This window comes from Cronobacter universalis NCTC 9529, assembly GCF_001277175.1.
In the GTDB taxonomy this organism is placed as follows: domain Bacteria; phylum Pseudomonadota; class Gammaproteobacteria; order Enterobacterales; family Enterobacteriaceae; genus Cronobacter; species Cronobacter universalis.
In genome coordinates this window covers 917,827-933,817 of record NZ_CP012257.1, presented here as the reverse complement: position 1 = coordinate 933,817, position 15,991 = coordinate 917,827, and the positions used below count along the sequence as shown (strand labels likewise).

Annotated in this window: 15 protein-coding genes and 1 tRNA gene; 7 read left to right on the top strand and 9 right to left on the bottom strand. The window is 56.3% G+C overall.

Annotated features, from left to right (window positions below):
* Nucleotides 1-28: 28 nt before the first annotated feature.
* From prfH to dinB, 3 genes are all read right to left on the bottom strand, one after another.
* Nucleotides 29-646, bottom strand: a complete 618-nt coding sequence (prfH, locus tag AFK65_RS04225) for a peptide chain release factor H (RefSeq protein ID WP_038857924.1) — start codon at nucleotides 644-646, stop codon at nucleotides 29-31.
* Nucleotides 643-1,782, bottom strand: a complete 1,140-nt coding sequence (locus tag AFK65_RS04220) for an RNA ligase RtcB family protein (RefSeq protein ID WP_007698125.1) — start codon at nucleotides 1,780-1,782, stop codon at nucleotides 643-645. The genes prfH and AFK65_RS04220 overlap by 4 nt, the downstream gene beginning before the upstream one ends.
* A gap of 364 nt (nucleotides 1,783-2,146) precedes the next feature.
* Nucleotides 2,147-3,202, bottom strand: coding sequence for a DNA polymerase IV (dinB, locus tag AFK65_RS04215; RefSeq protein ID WP_007698122.1), 1,056 nt, complete (start codon nucleotides 3,200-3,202; stop codon nucleotides 2,147-2,149).
* Nucleotides 3,203-3,457: 255 nt separating this feature from the next.
* Between dinB and dpaA the strand changes: the two genes are divergently transcribed.
* Nucleotides 3,458-4,195 carry a peptidoglycan meso-diaminopimelic acid protein amidase gene (gene dpaA / locus AFK65_RS04210; protein ID WP_007698120.1) on the top strand — a complete coding sequence of 246 codons (738 nt, stop codon included), beginning with the start codon at nucleotides 3,458-3,460 and terminating at the stop codon, nucleotides 4,193-4,195.
* Here the strand turns inward: dpaA and AFK65_RS04205 are convergent.
* Together AFK65_RS04205 and lpcA are read right to left on the bottom strand one after the other, a co-directional pair.
* Nucleotides 4,166-4,933 (bottom strand): class II glutamine amidotransferase, encoded by a 768-nt coding sequence (locus AFK65_RS04205; RefSeq protein WP_004385353.1) that lies wholly within the window; start codon nucleotides 4,931-4,933, stop codon nucleotides 4,166-4,168. The genes dpaA and AFK65_RS04205 overlap by 30 nt on opposite strands.
* Nucleotides 4,934-5,023: 90 nt before the next feature.
* Nucleotides 5,024-5,605: a D-sedoheptulose 7-phosphate isomerase gene (gene lpcA / locus AFK65_RS04200; RefSeq protein WP_007698112.1), complete on the bottom strand. Its 582-nt coding sequence runs from the start codon at nucleotides 5,603-5,605 to the stop codon at nucleotides 5,024-5,026.
* Between the two features lie 228 nt (nucleotides 5,606-5,833).
* Here lpcA and fadE point away from each other — a divergent pair, with 228 nt between their 5' ends.
* The 3 genes from fadE to AFK65_RS04185 all read left to right on the top strand — a co-directional run bounded on the left by fadE (nucleotide 5,834) and on the right by AFK65_RS04185 (nucleotide 10,475).
* The gene (fadE, locus tag AFK65_RS04195) at nucleotides 5,834-8,278 is read left to right on the top strand and encodes an acyl-CoA dehydrogenase FadE (protein WP_038857927.1); all 2,445 of its coding nucleotides are present in this window, start codon (nucleotides 5,834-5,836) and stop codon (nucleotides 8,276-8,278) included.
* 106 nt (nucleotides 8,279-8,384) lie between these two features.
* Nucleotides 8,385-9,155: an amidohydrolase gene (locus AFK65_RS04190; RefSeq protein ID WP_007698051.1), complete on the top strand. Its 771-nt coding sequence runs from the start codon at nucleotides 8,385-8,387 to the stop codon at nucleotides 9,153-9,155.
* A 339-nt stretch (nucleotides 9,156-9,494) separates the two neighbouring features.
* A complete protein-coding gene (locus AFK65_RS04185; RefSeq protein WP_007698049.1) occupies nucleotides 9,495-10,475 on the top strand; it encodes a fimbrial protein in 981 nt (326 codons plus the stop codon).
* Nucleotides 10,476-10,700: 225 nt separating this feature from the next.
* On the opposite strand, the gene AFK65_RS04180 is transcribed toward AFK65_RS04185, so the two are convergent.
* Nucleotides 10,701-10,777: transfer RNA gene (locus AFK65_RS04180), tRNA-Asp, on the bottom strand.
* A 132-nt stretch (nucleotides 10,778-10,909) separates the two neighbouring features.
* On the bottom strand, nucleotides 10,910-11,641 hold the full coding sequence (gene dnaQ / locus AFK65_RS04175) for a DNA polymerase III subunit epsilon (protein ID WP_038857929.1): 732 nt from the start codon (nucleotides 11,639-11,641) through the stop codon (nucleotides 10,910-10,912).
* Here dnaQ and rnhA point away from each other — a divergent pair.
* The gene (gene rnhA / locus AFK65_RS04170) at nucleotides 11,595-12,170 is read left to right on the top strand and encodes a ribonuclease HI (RefSeq protein ID WP_161571848.1); all 576 of its coding nucleotides are present in this window, start codon (nucleotides 11,595-11,597) and stop codon (nucleotides 12,168-12,170) included. The genes dnaQ and rnhA overlap by 47 nt on opposite strands.
* On the opposite strand, the gene AFK65_RS04165 is transcribed toward rnhA, so the two are convergent.
* Nucleotides 12,167-12,883: a class I SAM-dependent methyltransferase gene (locus tag AFK65_RS04165; RefSeq protein WP_038857937.1), complete on the bottom strand. Its 717-nt coding sequence runs from the start codon at nucleotides 12,881-12,883 to the stop codon at nucleotides 12,167-12,169. The genes rnhA and AFK65_RS04165 overlap by 4 nt on opposite strands.
* A 32-nt stretch (nucleotides 12,884-12,915) precedes the next feature.
* Between AFK65_RS04165 and gloB the strand changes: the two genes are divergently transcribed.
* Complete coding sequence (gloB, locus tag AFK65_RS04160) at nucleotides 12,916-13,671, top strand: hydroxyacylglutathione hydrolase (protein ID WP_007697998.1); 756 nt, start codon at nucleotides 12,916-12,918, stop codon at nucleotides 13,669-13,671.
* Nucleotides 13,672-13,742: 71 nt separating this feature from the next.
* Nucleotides 13,743-15,116: a murein transglycosylase D gene (mltD, locus tag AFK65_RS04155; protein WP_038857939.1), complete on the top strand. Its 1,374-nt coding sequence runs from the start codon at nucleotides 13,743-13,745 to the stop codon at nucleotides 15,114-15,116.
* 61 nt (nucleotides 15,117-15,177) lie between these two features.
* On the opposite strand, the gene AFK65_RS04150 is transcribed toward mltD, so the two are convergent.
* Nucleotides 15,178-15,948 (bottom strand): class I SAM-dependent methyltransferase, encoded by a 771-nt coding sequence (locus tag AFK65_RS04150; protein WP_007697967.1) that lies wholly within the window; start codon nucleotides 15,946-15,948, stop codon nucleotides 15,178-15,180.
* Between the last annotated feature and the right edge of the window lie 43 nt (nucleotides 15,949-15,991).

Sequence of the window (15,991 nt, the reverse complement as noted above, 5' to 3'; positions counted from 1 at the left end):
GCGCGCCCACCTTTAAACGCGGCCGCGATCACTTCACCGGCGTAAAACCTTTCCCCGTAAAACACCGCGTGGGATTGCCGCGCTCTATCTGATGATGAAACAACCGCCGCTGCGCTTTTTGCCCTGCGCTCTGCGCGTCGCGCTGCGCTTCGAGCTTATGCGCAATCAACAGCGTCGCCAGCCTTTTATTGGCATGCTGGCTGCGCTCTGACTGCACCTTCACGCTGATGCCGCTCGCCGCATGCGTGGCGCGTATCGCCGAATCGGTTTTATTGACGTGCTGCCCGCCCGGCCCGGAGGCGCGCAACGCGTCAAAACGAATGTCGCTTTCCGGCATCTCGCCCACCGGCGTAAACACCGCCGCGCCGATAAACCAGTTTTTACGGGCATGACGCGGACGATACGGGCTTTCGCATGTCCACTGCACCGTCCCGCACCAGCGCTGCGCGAGCGGTTGCGCGTTTTCGCCTTCAAGCGAGACCAGCGCCGAGCGCAGCGTACCGGCGCGGGGCCCCGGCTCTTCTTCTATAACCGACAGCGCGACATGCGCCTGCGCCGCCTCTTTGCGCAGCGCCTCCAGCGCCTTGCTGACGGCCAGACAACATTCGTCCGGCCCCTGCGCGGAAGAGAGTTGCAATAAGATCATTCGCTTCGCTCCCCGCTGGTTTTTAACGTCAGCACCGGTTTCAGGCGCGCGAGCGGCTTCACCAGCCCCGCGCCCGTCAGGCACTGCATCACGCTCTCTATCGATTTATACGCCTGCGGCGCTTCTTCGTAGATAAGCTGACGGTCGCGGCAAATCACCCGGCTGCCAAAGGCCGTACGGGAGAGCTGCGCCGGACTGAATTTACCGGAAAGACGGCCCTTGCACTCGGTACGCATCCATTTACGGCCTGCGCCGTGCGCCAGCGAATCAAGCGCCTCGCTGCCGCCCGTCGGCTGCACCAGATAGCTGTAATCGCCGCGCGAGCCAGGGATAACGACCGGGCCGAGATCGGCGGGCGTCGCACCTTTACGATGCAGCCAGCCCTGCGTGTCGCCTAAGGTGTAAGGCGCAAGCAGGTTATGGTTAACATCAAGCACCGGCTCGCCGGTCTCTTTGATATGCGCCAGCAAACGACGCGCGATGAGCGCACGGTTGGCGACCGCGAAATCGAGCGCCTGCTGATGCTGCGCCAGATACTCGCCGGCCTCCTTGCTGCCCGCTTCCAGCCCGTCGTGGGAGAAGCGCTCAACGTGGGCGCGCAGGATCTGCTGACCAAACCCGCGCGAGCCGCTGTGCGCCAGCAACAGGAGCTGCGCAGGGCGGATGCCGAGCGCCGCAATCGCCTCGTCGTCATAGACGCTGTCGATTTGCTGCAGCTCCGCAAAGTGATTGCCGCCGCCCACCGAGCCAAGCGACGCCGCGTACGGGTGAGCAGCAAGCGATGGCGGCAGCGCCGCTTCCAGCCAGTCGGCCGGTGCGATATCGCTGTAGGTTTGCAGGCGCTTTTCGAGTTTATCGAGGTTGAGCTTGCGGGTTAACAGCGAGGTTTGCCACAGCGCCATGCCGCAGCCAATGTCATTACCCACCAGCGCCGGGTAAAAACGAGTAACGGAGAAAAAGGCCGCGCCGATGGGGTAACCGCGCCCCGGATGCAGATCCGGCATGCCGACCACGCGGGTCATTCCCGCAAGCCTGGCGGTGGTTAACAGTTGTTGCGTGGCGGCGCTTTCAATCCAGAGATCGTCCGACGCAAGATATGCGACAGCGTCAGACAAGGGACGAATAAAATTGCCCATATACCAATCCATAATGTGGAAAAAATAAGGATGTGGCAGACGAAAACCCGGGCAATAAAAAAAGCGGAATTAGTCCTGGGTCAGTCTGCAAAGCGTAATCAGCGTGGTGTAAGTCATGATGTGCCTCCTTTGCAGATGATGAGAATGGGGAAAAACGGCCTGCATCATAACGAGAGCGGTATGCCGGTACAATGATGAATCACGGATAACTATTAGTTCAGGTAGGGGTACGGTGGCGGGTGCGCTGACGCTTACCCGCCCTACAGGGTTAACTGTGGGCGCTTACCCGCCCTACGCTTCCCGGCGGTTATCATTATGTAGGGTGGGTAAGCGAAGCGCACCCACCGAGCCCGAAGATAAGCCCCTACAGCCCCAGCACCAGCTGACGCTCGATTTGCGGGTCAAGCAGCGTCACATGCAGCCCCACCAGCCGTACGCCGCGCCCGCTGCGGCGCTCGTCCCAGGTTTTGCGCGCCGTAGCGAGCAGATCCTCTTTACTAAGCTTCGGCCAGACATGCTCCTGGGTGGTGAGCTGGAAATCGTTGAATTTGAGCTTAATGCCCTGGCGGGCGATGCGCAGGTCCGGCTGAACGGCGGCAAGGCGGCGCTCAAGCTCCGGGTAGAGCCGCTCCACAATCGCCTCGCACTCCGCCCATTCATGAATATCCTCCGCCAGCGTACGCTCAACGCCAACCGATTTACGCTGCCTGTCGCTGCTGATCTCCCGGTCGTCTATCCCCTGGCTGCGCTCCCACAACACGCGCCCGAATTTGCCAAAGCGTTTGAGCAGCGCGGCGAGATCGCTCTTCTGCACATCCTCGCAGGTACGCAGGCCGAGGCTCTCCAGCTTCGCCGCCGTCACCTTGCCGACGCCCGGGATCTTGCCAAGCGGCAGCGTGCGCAAAAACGCCGGCACCTCTTCAGGCGTGATCACATACTGCCCGTTGGGCTTGTTGAGATCGGAGGCGATCTTGGCGAGGAATTTGATCGGCGCGATACCCGCCGACGCGGTGAGCTGGAGTTCGTCGAAAATCGTCTGGCGGATCTCTTTGGCCATCAGCGTGGCCGAGCCGTAACAGTGCGGGCTATGGGAGACATCCAGATACGCTTCGTCGAGCGAGAGCGGTTCAATCAGCGAGGTGTAGCGCGAGAAAATTTCCCGGATATGGGCGGACGCTTCTTTATAAGCCTCAAAACGCCCCGGCAGCAGCGTGAGATGCGGGCAGAGTTTGAGCGCCATCGCGGTGGGCATGGCGCTACGCACGCCATATTTACGCGCCGGGTAGTTGGCGGTGCTGATAACGCCGCGCCGTTCGCGGCTGCCTCCAATGGCGAGCGGAATATCGCGCAGGGCTGGATTATCGCGCATCTCTACCGCCGCGAAAAAGCAGTCCATATCGACATGAATGATTTTGCGCATCGCGAAACCCCGCACTGTATGTCCATACAGTCTGGCAAAAAATGGGGGCGGCGGCAACCTTCCTTATTTCCGTTAAATTGAGTAAATTCTGGGGCGTGCAAGGAAGTTAAGTGGAACTTAATTGTAAACGCAGCAGGCAGCGCTTGCGAAAAATAACAGCGGTGCTAATGTGAGCGCTCCTGAACCAGAATAGTCTTATTTTGGATCCCTTCGCCTTTCGGCATCGGTCTTAGCTTTATCAAGGAAACAAGCAGTATGCGTAAAATCGCATTGTTAATTGCGATGCTTCTGGTGTCGTGCTTTTCATGGGCCAGTACAGTCAGTAGCGACAGCGTTACCCCGATAAAAAAAGAATTAAAACAGCAATTAATGGGTTCCCCGGTTTATATCCAGATCTTTAAGGAAGAGCGCAAGCTTGAGCTGTACGTCAAGATGGGCGAACAGTATCAGTTACTGGATAGCTACAATATCTGCAACTATTCCGGCGGTCTTGGGCCGAAACGCCGTCAGGGCGATTTCAAAAGCCCGGAAGGCTTCTATAGCGTGCAGCGCAGCCAGCTCAAACCCGACAGCCGTTTTTATAAAGCGATCAATATCGGTTTTCCGAACGCCTTTGACCGCGCTAACGGGTATGAAGGGAAGTATCTGATGATCCACGGCGCGTGCGTTTCCGTGGGCTGCTACGCGATGACCGATAAAAATATCGATGAGATTTTCCAGTTCGTCACCGGCGCGCTGGTGTTTGGTCAGCCCAACGTGCAGGTCAGCATCTATCCGTTCCGCATGACCGACGCCAATATGGAGCGCCACAAGTACTCGTACTATATCGGCTTCTGGAAACAGCTTAAGCCCGGCTACGACTACTTTATGGCAACCCGTCAGCCGCCGGTGGTTTCAGTGGTGAACGGCAGTTACGTGGTCAGCAAGCCGCTCAACAGCAGCGTGGTGCACCCGCAGCTGGCGTCAAACTACACGCTCCCCGAGACAAAATAACGCCCACTCGCCTGGCATGATTTTGTGCCAGGTTTCATTGCCCGTCAGCGGCTGAGTGGCGATCACCGTGACCACATCATTGGGTGTGGTCTCCTCCTGAAAATCAATTTCCACATCCTGATCGAGCAGTTTGGCGACGCCAAACGGCGCGCGGCGCGTTATCCAGAAGAGATTGGTGGAGCAGAACGCCATCACATAGCGTCCGTCGGATAACAGCATATTGAACACGCCCTTCTCCCGCAGTTCGCCCGCCAGCTCCGCGATATAGCGAAAGACCGCCGTCATGTTGCCCGGCGTGCGCGGGTAGCGCGTGGTGAGTTTGTGCAGCAGCCAGCAGAACGCTTTTTCGCTGTCGGTTTCGCCGATCGGGCGAAACGGGCCGGTATCGAGCGAGCGGTAGCCGGTCAGCTGGCCATTATGGGCGTACGTCCAGTTGCGGCCCCACAGCTCGCGGGTAAACGGATGGGTGTTTTCGAGCGCCACTTCGCCGCGGTTCGCCTGGCGGATATGCGCCACCACCGAACAGGATTTAATGGGGTAGTCCTGCACCAGTTTCGCGATGGGCGAGTTGTAGCTCGGTTGCGGATCTTTAAAGGTGCGACAGCCTTTGCCTTCGTAGAAGGTGATGCCCCAGCCGTCTTTATGCGGCCCGGTTCCCCCGCCCCGCTGCACGAGGCCGGTAAAGCTAAAGCAGATATCCGTCGGCACGTTGGCGCTCATCCCGAGCAGTTCGCACATAGATCACCTCATCACACGCCGCCTTCCTTTCGGAAGGCGTCACTGGGGCAAGCCGGTCGTGCGTCGCGCGCGCCCGGCAACAACGCCTTATTAGGCTTTGACCATCTCTTTTTCGATAAGCTGGATCAGGATGTGGATCACTTTGATGTGAATTTCCTGAATACGATCAGCATAGCCAAAATGCGGCACGCGAATTTCCACATCCGCCGTTCCGGCCATTTTGCCGCCGTCTTTACCGGTCAGCGTGATGACTTTCATGCCTTTGGCGCGCGCGGCGTCAATCGCTTTGATCACATTGCCGGAGTTGCCGGAGGTAGAAATGCCGAGCAGGACATCGCCCTCGCGCCCAACCGCTTCGACATAGCGGGAGAAGATATGGTCGTAACCGAAGTCGTTACCGACGCAGGAGATGTGGCTGACGTCGGAAATTGCGATTGCCGGGTAGCCCGGACGATTTTCACGGTAGCGCCCGGTCAGCTCTTCGGCGAAGTGCATCGCGTCGCAGTGCGAGCCGCCGTTACCGCAGGAGAGCACTTTGCCGCCTGCTTTAAAGCTGTCCGCCAGCAACACCGCCGCACGCTGGATAGCGTGAATATTGGCTTCATCTTTCAGAAAGTTAGCCAGCGTTTCGGCCGCTTCGTTCAGCTCGTTACGAATCAGATCCTGGTACATGAGGGATATCCTTCAGCATTAAAAAGTAACCGGATGCAGTGTAGCGGATAGTGCCCGGAGCGAGAAGCGCTACGCCGCGCCGGGCGTGCAGGTTTTGCGTTTACGTGCGGCAACAATGTGAGCCAGGTTGTAATTATTTTGTGAACGCATTGCTAAAAAAAGCAACATCCTCTACAACCATATCATCACAAGTGGTCAGACCTCCTACAAGCAAGGGAGCTTTTCTTTATGATGATCTTGAGTATCGTTGCCACCCTCGTTCTGATCGGTGCGCTGTTTTACCATCGCGTCAGCCTGCCGCTCAGCAGCCTGATCCTGCTCGCCTGGACCGCCGCCCTGGGCGCCGTCGGCCTCTGGTCGCTGTGGCTGCTGGTGCCGCTGGCGATTATTCTGGTGCCGTTGAACGTTACGCCAGTGCGTAAATCGCTGATCTCCGCGCCCGTGTTCCGCGGCTTTCGTAAAGTGATGCCGCCGATGTCGCGCACGGAGAAAGAAGCGATCGACGCCGGGACGACCTGGTGGGAAGGCGATCTGTTCCGCGGCAACCCGGACTGGCAGAAGCTGCATAACTACCCGCAGCCGAAGCTGACCGCCGAAGAGCAGGCGTTTCTTGACGGCCCGGTGGAAGAAGCGTGCCGCATGGCGAATGACTTCCAGATAACCCACGAAATGGCGGATCTGCCGCCGGAGCTGTGGGCGTTCCTGAAAGAGCATCGCTTCTTCGCGATGATCATCAAAAAAGAGTACGGCGGTCTGGAGTTCTCGGCTTACGCGCAGTCCCGCGTGCTGCAAAAACTCTCCGGCGTCTCCGGCATTCTCGCCATCACTGTGGGCGTGCCAAACTCCCTCGGCCCTGGCGAACTGCTGCAACACTACGGCACCGACGCGCAGAAGAACCACTACCTGCCGCGCCTGGCGCGTGGCGTGGAAATCCCCTGCTTCGCGCTGACCAGCCCGGAAGCGGGCTCCGATGCGGGCGCCATTCCGGATACCGGCGTGGTCTGCATGGGCGAATGGCAAGGCGAGCAGGTGCTCGGCATGCGCCTCACCTGGAACAAGCGCTACATTACGCTCGCGCCTATCGCTACGGTGCTGGGCCTCGCGTTTAAACTCTCTGACCCGGATCGCCTGCTGGGCGGCGAGCAGGAGCTCGGCATTACCTGCGCGCTGATCCCGACAAACACGCCAGGTGTTGAAATCGGCCGCCGCCACTTCCCGCTCAACGTGCCGTTCCAGAACGGGCCGACGCGCGGCAACAATATCTTTGTGCCTATCGATTACATTATCGGCGGGCCGAAAATGGCCGGTCAGGGCTGGCGTATGCTGGTGGAATGCCTGTCGGTGGGCCGCGGCATTACGCTGCCGTCCAACTCGACTGGTAGCCTGAAGTCGATTGCGCTCGCCACCGGCGCCTACGCCCACATTCGCCGTCAGTTCAAAGTCTCGATCGGTAAGATGGAAGGGATTGAAGAGCCGCTGGCGCGCATCGCCGGTAACGCCTACGTGATGGACGCCGCGGCGTCGCTGATTACTTACGGCATTATGCTTGGCGAAAAACCGGCGGTACTGTCGGCGATTGTGAAATATCACTGCACCCACCGCGGTCAGCAGTCCATTATTGACGCGATGGATATCGCAGGCGGTAAAGGCATTATGCTCGGCGAGGGCAACTTCCTGGCCCGCGCTTACCAGGGCGCGCCTATCGCGATTACCGTGGAAGGCGCGAATATCCTGACCCGCACCATGATGATCTTCGGCCAGGGCGCGATCCGCTGCCATCCGTATGTGCTGGAAGAGATGGCGGCGGCGCAGAATAACGACGTGAACGCCTTCGATAAGCTGCTGTTCCGCCATATTGGCCATGTGGGCAGCAACCTGGTGCGCAGCTTCTGGCTTGGCCTGACCAACGGCCTGACCAGCCGCAGCCCGACCCGCGACGCCACGCGCCGCTACTATCAGCATATCAACCGCCTGAGCGCCAGCCTGGCGCTGCTCTCCGACGTGTCGATGGCGGTACTGGGCGGCAGCCTGAAGCGTCGCGAGCGTATCTCGGCGCGCCTGGGCGATGTGCTGAGCCAGCTCTATCTGGCCTCGGCAGTCCTGAAACGCTATGACGACGAAGGCCGCCAGGAAGCGGATCTCCCGCTGGTGCACTGGGGCGTGCAAGATGCGCTGCATCAGGCCGAGCAGGCGATTAGCGATCTGCTGCGTAACTTCCCGAATGGCGCGGTGGCTGGCCTGTTGAGCCTGGCGATTTTCCCGGCGGGCCGCCGTTACGACGCGCCTTCCGATAAGCTCGACCATAAGCTTGCGAAGATCCTGCAAACGCCGTCGGCGACCCGCTCGCGCATCGGCCGCGGTCAGTACCTGACGCCGAGCGAGCATAACCCGGTCGGGCTGCTGGAACAGGCGCTGCTGGAGGTGATGGCCGCCGATCCTGTCCACCAGCGGATCTGCAAAGAGATGGGCAAAAACCTGCCGTTTACCCGTCTTGATGAGCTGGCGAAACGCGCGCTGAAAGAAGGCCGCATCAATGAAGACGAGGCCGCCATTCTTATCCGCGCCGAAGAGAGCCGTCTGCGCAGCATTAACGTAGACGATTTCGAGCCGGATGCGCTGGCGACACAGCCGGTAAAGCTGCCGGAGACGGTACGTAAAGTCGAAGCAGCCTGATTCTGGCCTGTAAAAAACCCCGCTCCGGCGGGGTTTTTTATTGCCTAGCATCCTGTCGCGTGCATGATAAAGTGACCAGAGTTGCCAATGACGGGGGAGTCTGAACGTGTCTGGTTTAAAAATTTCGCTGATGCAGCAGCCGCTGAGCTGGATGGACGGTCCCGCTAACCTGCGCCACTTCGACGTGCTGCTGGAAAAGGTGCAGGGACGGGATCTGATTGTGCTGCCGGAGATGTTTACCACGGGCTTTGCGATGGAAGCCGCGCAGTCGTCGCTGCCCGAAGAGACCGTCGTCGCCTGGATGCAGGAAAAAGCCCGCCAGACCGGCGCGATGGTGGCCGGCAGCGCGGCGTTGCAGAGCGAGCGCGGGCCGGTGAACCGTTTTTTACTGGCGGAGCCGCAGGGCGCGGTGCATCGCTACGATAAACGGCATCTCTTCCGCATGGCCGATGAGCATCAGCATTATGTGGCAGGCGACACGCGCCTGGTGGTGGAGTGGCGCGGCTGGCGCATTCTGCCGCTGGTCTGTTACGACCTGCGCTTCCCGGTGTGGTCGCGCAACCGCGACGATTATGACCTGGCGCTGTATGTGGCGAACTGGCCCGCCCCGCGCGCCCTGCACTGGCAGGCGCTGCTGACGGCGCGCGCTATCGAAAACCAGGCGTATGTCGCGGGCTGTAACCGCGTCGGCAGCGACGGCAACGGCCATCACTATCGCGGCGACAGTCGCATTATCAACCCGCAGGGCGAAATCATCGCCGCGAGCGAGGCGCATCAGGCGGTACGCGTGGAAGCCGAATTGTCGCTGGAATCGCTTAAAGATTATCGCGAGAAATTCCCCGCCTGGCAGGACGCCGACCGGTTTACGCTCGGGTAAACAGAGGGGAAAAGGAAGTATGGCCAGCCAGCGCTCAGCGTCGCTGGCCAGTCATATGACGTATGCCCAATCATAAATTTCCTTACCAGACCAACGAAATTAACATTAATTAAGCCAGTATTCTAAAAAAAGAGTTTAGTACGTTTTCAGTTTTCCTTTAACCCTGTTTTTCATACAATCCATAGCGTTCGTAAATCCAACAGGCTCTTTTTATACAATAACGCATAACAGAGAATAACATTACACATTCATGTTTTTTATCTGGCGATATAAAAAGCGCGTTTATCATCTCTATCCATTAAAATAGCCTTTAAGGCTTTTTTCATTTTTACGATGAACATGAAAAATAGTAACCGTGACTCCCTTTTTTGCAATAATACGCTGATGCGTAGCCTTATACTCCTTCTCTTAACCCAGTTATTATGGTTTTCTCAAGCCGCTTTCGCTTTTCACTGCGATGGTCCCTACGGTTCAATCCCTGTCCATGGAGGAAGCAGCACGGTAACCATTGATGTCGACCCGAATTTCGAAGATGGCAAAAATATCCTGATTGATCTTTCCCAGATCACCTGCACGAACGATGCTCCTGGCGTGGTAGATACACTCTATATTAGCGAAAGAACCCCACCAAGCACGGTAGGTCTGTTGGAACCTATTGCAGGAATTGAAATTTCCGGGACCAATTACTCTTTAGCATCATCGGTCGGAAAAACCATTATTCCCAGTTTTAGCAAAGGCTCCAGAAATATTAATTCTCGCTTCTTTATTTATCTCGACAAGCAAATCATCAAGCCGTTAAAAATAAACAAAGGAGATCTATTGCTTAAAATCGAGTTCCGCCAGACCAGCTCACAAGATGGTACCTGGTATTACACGTGGAATTTTATTTCAAACAATGATACCTATATTAATACGACCACCTGTAAAATTAATAACGGCAGCGTTATCGATGTGGATTATCAAACAGTCATCGTGACTGACGTTCAGTCTGCTCCCACGCAGGCACTGACCAGAGACGTTCCTTTAAACTTTAATTGCGATGATAAAACGTACTCTTCCCCAATAAAGATCACACTCAGTGCCGCTGCCGCGGGTGAATATGATGAAAATGGCGCATTCCTGACATCCACACCAGGTTTAGGCATTACTATGCTTCATAACGGGAGCGTTGTGCCGGTAAACGGCTATTTCTCAAGCGTAATCACCAATGGTCAAGGCTCCGATAATGTCTCGTTTGCGCTCGTCAAACAAAACGCTGCAACACGCCTTGCGACAGGTGCTTTTCAGGCTTCTGCCTCGCTAATAATGGAAAGTGAATAATTTAATGGGTTAATGTTTTATCAATTATCTATCTCTACTGGCCAGGATACATTCCCGGCCTTTTTGTATAGATTATACTCGGCCGAATGCGTAAATTGATGGCAGGCTATGCGTTGAATCTCATTTCAGGCCAGTCAAAAGAAATATCTCTCAAACAGGAATCATCTTTTATACCGCAGAAATGACGAAAGCCCGAATCATTGCTGATTCGGGCTTTCTGAATAGTGGCGGAACGGACGGGACTCGAACCCGCGACCCCCTGCGTGACAGGCAGGTATTCTAACCGACTGAACTACCGCTCCGCGTTGTGTTCCCTGGGGAACGGGGCGAATATTACGGACTGGCCCCTGTGCCGTCAACGCTTTTTCTCACATTTTGAATCGTTTGCTTTAAAAATCGCCCGCACGGCGAATTTGTCAGCATTTTCAGTACAATCAGGCGCGCCAAAGGCAACTGCCGCCCTTTTTCTGCACCAGATCGAGACGCGATTCATGCGCCGCCAGCTCTTCATCGCAGGCCCTGACCACTTTCAGGCGCGACGCCTGGCGCACCACACGCTGAATGCTGGTATCATCGCGCTGCTGTTGCCCGTCCCCTTCCATCGCGAACGCGATGGAAGTCTGCCCGCCGGTCATCGCCAGATAGACATCCGCGAGGATCTGGGCATCGAGTAACGCCCCGTGCAGCGTACGCTTGGTGTTGTCTATTTCATAACGCGAGCATAACGCATCAAGGCTATTGCGCTTGCCCGGAAACATTTTACGGGCCAGCGCCAGGCTGTCGGTGATTTTGCAGAACGTTTCGGTTTTCGGCAGGCCGCGCTTAAGCATACCGAATTCGTAATCCATAAAGCCGATATCGAACGAGGCGTTATGGATGACCAGCTCAGCGCCGCGGATGTAATCGAGAAAATCTTCCACCACATCGCCGAAAACGGGTTTATTCATCAGGAACTCATCGGAGATCCCGTGAACCATAAAGGCTTCCGGGTCCACCAGCCGGTCGGGCTTGAGGTAGACGTGGAAGTTATTGCCGGTCAGGCGGCGGTTGATGACTTCGACCGCACCGATCTCAATAATACGGTGCCCTTCATAATGGGCGCCTATCTGGTTCATACCGGTGGTTTCGGTATCCAGAACGATCTGTCGTGTAATAGCTGTGCTCATAGCGCTCGTTTATGTCAGACTTGGCTTTTTACTCACAGGAAGTCTACCAGAGATGCGTAAACAGGTAGAAATTTTCACCGATGGATCTTGTCTCGGCAACCCGGGGCCAGGCGGCTACGGTGCCATTCTGCGGTATAAGCAACATGAGCGGACCTTCAGCGCGGGCTATCGCCTGACTACCAATAACCGCATGGAGCTGATGGCGGCGATTGTCTCCCTTGAGGCGCTGCGCGAGCACTGCATTGTGACGCTCAGCACCGACAGCCAGTATGTACGCCAGGGCATCACGCAGTGGATCCATAACTGGAAAAAGCGCGGCTGGAAAACGGCCGAGAAAAAACCGGTAAAGAATGTCGATTTATGGCAGCGGCTGGATGCGGCGCTGAGCCAGCATGAAATCAAATGGGAGTGGGTAAAAGGCCACGCCGGCCACCCGGAAAACGAGCGCTGCGACGAACTGGCCCGCGCGGCGGCCATGGCCCCGACGCTGGAAGATACCGGTTATCAGCCGGAAGCGACGGCCAGCTAAGGTTTACGGTACTGGCGCGTGGCGCCGACCGCCGGGCGCAGATGCGTGCGGGCGCGCGGCTTCATTAACGGGTTTATCGTCAGCGGGATGGTGCGCTTACGCGCCACCATCACCTGTAAACACCCCAGCGCCGGCAGATGTTTGGTCAGCATCTTTCCGCCCTGACGACACCACGGCAATACCTGGCAACGGCTGTAATAAAGCAGCTCAAAATTAAGCAGCGATAGCCAGTCCATCTGGCGCATCATGGTAAACATGCGGCTGTTCACAGGCGCACGTTTGCGCACAAACGGCAGAAGTTTGGCGGCCCCAAGCAGGCTGACCGGGTTGAAGCCCGTCATAATGAGCCAGCCATCATCAATCAGCACCCGGTCGGCCTCGTTGAGCAGACGGTGCGGATCGGGGCACCAGGGCAGCGTATGCGCCAGCAGGCAGGCATCCACGGATTTCGCGGCAAACGGCAGATGCAGCGGATCGCACTTAACCTGCAACGCGTCGCCCTGCAGGGCGACATTGACCTGATGTGAAATCGCGCAGGCTTCGGTGTTTATCTCCGCGCTGAGATTGCCTATCTTAAGTAAATGAAAGCCATACATTTTCCCAAGCCAGGGCTGGAGTTCCCGCTCAAGCGTCGCGCGGTAATGGTCGCCCCAGGAAAACGCATCCCAGTGGGCCGGTGCGCTGAGTGTCGCGGGTGTCCTTGCCGGTTTCATCACTACCTTCCGTAACGCATTAGAGGTGATTTATGAATCTTAACAGTATTCCCGCTTTCGAGGATAACTACATCTGGGTGTTGAATGATGATGAAGGAAAATGCCTGATTGTCGACCCGGGCGAGGCGGAACCCGTGTTTCGCGCCATTGAAGAAAATCAGTGGCAGCTGGCGGCTGTCCTGCTTACGCATCATCATCACGACCATACAGGCGGTGTAGAAGCGTTAGTGGCGCGGTTTCCGGATATTGTCGTGTACGGGCCGGAAGAGACCCGCAGCAAAGGCGCGCAGGTTATAGTCAACGATGGTGAGAAGTTCAACGTTCTGGGTTGTGAATTCCTCGCGTTTTCTACGCCAGGTCACACTTTAGGACATTTCTCATATTTCAGTTTCCCTTATCTTTTCTGCGGCGACACGATGTTCTCAGCCGGCTGTGGACGCCTGTTTGAAGGCACGCCCGCGCAGATGTATCAATCCTTCCAGAAAATAAACGCGCTGCCTGAAAACACCCTTATTTGCTGCGCCCACGAGTACACATTAAGCAATCTTAAGTTTTTAGTGGCTATTTTGCCGGCCGATCCTGCTTTAAACCAATATTATCGAGAAGTTAATGAGTTACGTGCAAAAAATCAAAAAACACTCCCCTCAATTCTTAAAAATGAGCGCCAAATAAATCTTTACCTGCGACTGGAAGATAATGATTTAATTGAAAAAATTAATCTAGAACTGCGGTTGTCAACCCCTGAGGAGAGATTCGCGTGGTTAAGGTCAAAGAAAGATAACTTCTAAAAATTCTTACTTGTATTCGGGAAACTTCGCCGTTATCATTGCTCGTCTTTTAAGCAACTATTGACACACACATGAAGGCAAAAGCGATCTTACTCGCCTCTGTCCTGCTTGTGGGGTGCCAGGCGTCTCAACATGACGGCGGTGTCCAACAGCATGCACAGAGCCTTTCTGCGGCTGGTCAAGGGGAAGCAGGAAAGTTCGCTGGTCGAGCGGCTTCTGCGCGGTGGATGGACGATGGAACGTTCCTCGCGCAAGATCAGGACCTGTGGACTTTCATTGGCGACGAGCTAAAGATGGGGATTCCGGAAAATGACCGGATCCGCGAACAAAAACTGAAGTACTTGAGTAATAAGAGCTATCTCCACGATGTAACTTTACGGGCAGAGCCGTATATGTACTGGATAGCCGGGCAGATTAAAAAACGTAATATGCCAATGGAACTGGTACTACTACCCATAGTGGAGAGCGCTTTTAACCCCCACGCGACATCTGGCGCGAATGCCGCAGGCATCTGGCAGATTGTCCCGAGCACGGGGCGGAATTATGGTTTAAAACAGACCCGAAATTACGACGCGCGTCGTGACGTGGTGGCGTCAACTACAGCCGCACTGAACATGATGCAACGTCTGAACCGGATGTTTGACGGCGACTGGTTACTGACTGTCGCGGCTTACAATAGCGGTGAAGGTCGTGTATTGAAGGCAATGAAAGCGAATAAAGCTCGTGGCAAACCCACGGATTTTTGGTCGCTCTCACTGCCACAGGAAACCAAAATTTACGTGCCGAAAATGCTGGCGCTGAGTGACATACTCAAAAACAGCAAAAGGTATGGGGTGCGTTTACCGTCAACGGATGAAAGCCGCGCGCTGGCACGCGTGAAGGTCAATAATCCGGTGGAAATGGAACAGCTGGCGGAAATGGCCGGGATTTCAGTGAATAAACTGAAAACCTTCAATGCAGGCGTTAAGGGCTCTACCCTAGGCGCGAGCGGGCCACAGTACGTAATGGTTCCACAGAAACATGCGCAGCAGCTGCGTACGTCTCTGGCCGCCAGTGAAATCGCCGCGGTTCAGCCGACTATGGTCGCGGACAATTCACTGTCTGCGCGGACGTATAAAGTCCGTTCTGGCGATACGCTTTCGGCGATTGCCGCGCGGATGAACGTCAGCACCAAAGATTTGCAGCGCTGGAATAATCTGCGCGGCGCGAAGCTGAAACCAGGCCAGACGCTCTCTGTCGGCACGGTTAGCGGCGCGGGTGAACTGGCAAGCAACAATGACAGCATCACCTACAAAGTGCGTAAGGGCGATTCGCTCGCAAGCATCGCTAAGCGTCACGGCGTTAACATCAAGGATGTGTTGCGCTGGAACAGCGATACGGACAATCTGCAACCGGGCGATCAGATCACCCTGTTTGTGAAGAACAGTTCGACGCCGGATTCCTGACGACAAGCCGCATGATCAAGAAAGGCACCGATTCCCCCGGTGCCTTTTTCTTTTTATGGCGTCACGCCGCCTTATTTACCTCAATGATGATCGTATCGCTGGTAAAGGAGCCGTCCTCCTGCAGCGCGAAATAGCGTTGCACTTCCGCTGACGCACTTTGCTGGTAAATACGGATAGCCTGCGCCAGCGCGTCGGGTGTACGCATACGCGCAATCCAGCTGCCGAACTCCAGCGCCAGTTTGTCGGTACGCACATCTCGCGTAATAAGCCCCGCGTGATTGAACATCTGCAACCACTCGCCGCTGGCATAGTTACGAACATGTGACGTATCACGCAGCGCTTCGATCGTTTGCAGCCAGATGTCCAGCACCGGATGGCCAGGCGAGAGAATATCCATCATGATCATCATGCCGCCGGGCTTAAGAACACGCTTCACTTCACGCAACGCCAGTTCGACATCGTGCCAGTGGTGCGCTGAATAGCGGCTGATGACAATATCAAAACTCTCCGCCCCGAAAGGCAGCGATTCGGCATAGCCCTGACAGGTCGACAGATGCGTAAGCCCGCGTTCACGCGCCGCCTCTTCCACGACCGTAAGCATGGAAGAAGACAAGTCGTACGCCACCACTTCCCGTACCTGTTCCGCCGCCGTAAAGCTGGCATGCCCTGCTCCACACCCGAGGTCGAGCAGCCGCGCCTGCGGGAATGCCGCCAGCCGCTCGCGCAGATGAACGAGATCGCGCCCCGTTGCATGCACCTGGCTGGTTAAATAGGCTTTCGCCTGAGAGCCAAACTGCTTGTCGACATTGTCGTGATGAGAGTGTGTTGCCATTGTCATGTCCTTGCGTTGAGTAAAAGAAAGGGCAGGCGCAGGG